Source organism: Xanthobacter aminoxidans, from assembly GCF_023571765.1.
GTDB classification, from domain to species: domain Bacteria; phylum Pseudomonadota; class Alphaproteobacteria; order Rhizobiales; family Xanthobacteraceae; genus Xanthobacter; species Xanthobacter aminoxidans.
This window is the reverse complement of record NZ_JAMJXC010000056.1, coordinates 1-1264: the sequence shown is the minus strand read 5'-3', so window position 1 is coordinate 1264 and position 1264 is coordinate 1. Positions and strand designations below refer to the sequence as shown.

Sequence of the window (1264 nt, the reverse complement as noted above, 5' to 3'; positions counted from 1 at the left end):
TGCTGATGACGGCGACGCCGGCGTTGTTCACCGCCTTGCGCTCGGCCACGTTGAGCATCGGCCGGGTGGCGCGGAACAGCAGCTGGCTGTCGCTCGCGAACCGCACATCCACATTGCGCTGGCTGATCGCGAGACCCACGGTGTCGTCCATCAGCACGCGCGGCGTGGAGGCCGAATCCGGCCCATGCACATAGGCCGGATCATAGGCGGGGATGATGTACTGGAGCGCCTGCGCGTTGGTGCTGGTGATCGTGATCTGGATCGTGCTGGCGTTGACCCAGGCGACCGTCGGCCCGGCCGCGACAGAGGGCGCCGAGCCCCGGTCCTCGCTCGCCATGATGATGACGGGCGGGAAATCCGGGTAACTGCCGCGCAGGTTGACCGTCATGGTCGCCGAAGCCGGGCGCCACACCGCCCCCGCCTCCGCAATCTGGAAGGATGGGCGCTCGATGGTCAGCCGCAGGTCGCGGTCGGGACAGGACAGCACATCCGCCCCGCGTCGGGGGACGAACAGGCCCGCTCCGCGCGCCGGGTGGATGCCGGCGAGCAGATTGTAGCTGCCCCCGTTGTCCGCCTCGCGGCTGTCGGCCTGCGTCAGCGGGTTGGCAAAGATGATGTAGGCGGTGTCGACGCCGCTGCTCGCTCCCACCGTAAAGGTGCAGTGGTCCACATAGGATGCGCTCGGCGTCTGCGTGTATGTGACCTGCCCCGAGCCATTGATCTGCCGCGCCCAGCCGATGCAGATGGGTTCCCACGGCAGGGTGGCGAAGGTCACGGTGCGGTAGCGACGCGTATAGGTGACGCCGCCATCCGCCGTCCATGTCTCGACAGATACCGAGCCCGAGAGCTGCCAGTTGGCGGCGAGGACAGAGAGTATCTCGGGCCGCGCCGAATCGAACACCAGCTGCTCGCCGCCGAGGGTCGGGTCCGTCACGTCGAACCCGGGTTTCGAGACGCGCAGGCGCGGGACTCCAGCGAAGTTCCCGAGGATGACGCGGGGCGTTGCCATCGTCAGCTGCTGCTGATGAGCAGATAGCCATTGGTGGCATCCACCCGAAAGGTGTTGGCGCTGTTCCGCAGGATGCCGGCAATGACCTCGCCGAGGTTTGCGACGATGGCCGAGAGGGTCGCGACATTCAGATGCGAGGCCGTGATTGAGCCGGCAGCGATCAGATCACCATTGAGGTAAAGGACCGGCTCAGGCCCCGTATTATCCACCAGGAACACCGCCACCCCGGGCAGGTCCGGTGCTGTAATGAAAAAG

General features: G+C 66.5%; 2 protein-coding genes. Both read right to left on the bottom strand.

Going from position 1 to position 1264, the window contains the following annotated elements; all coding sequences use genetic code 11:
• A partial coding sequence (locus EJ105_RS27575; RefSeq protein WP_250168880.1) for a hypothetical protein occupies positions 1-1009 on the bottom strand: 1009 nt, incomplete at its 3' end.
• 2 nt (positions 1010-1011) lie between these two features.
• Positions 1012-1264, bottom strand: a 253-nt coding sequence (locus EJ105_RS27570) for a hypothetical protein (protein ID WP_250168879.1), incomplete at its 5' end; no start/stop codon positions are given.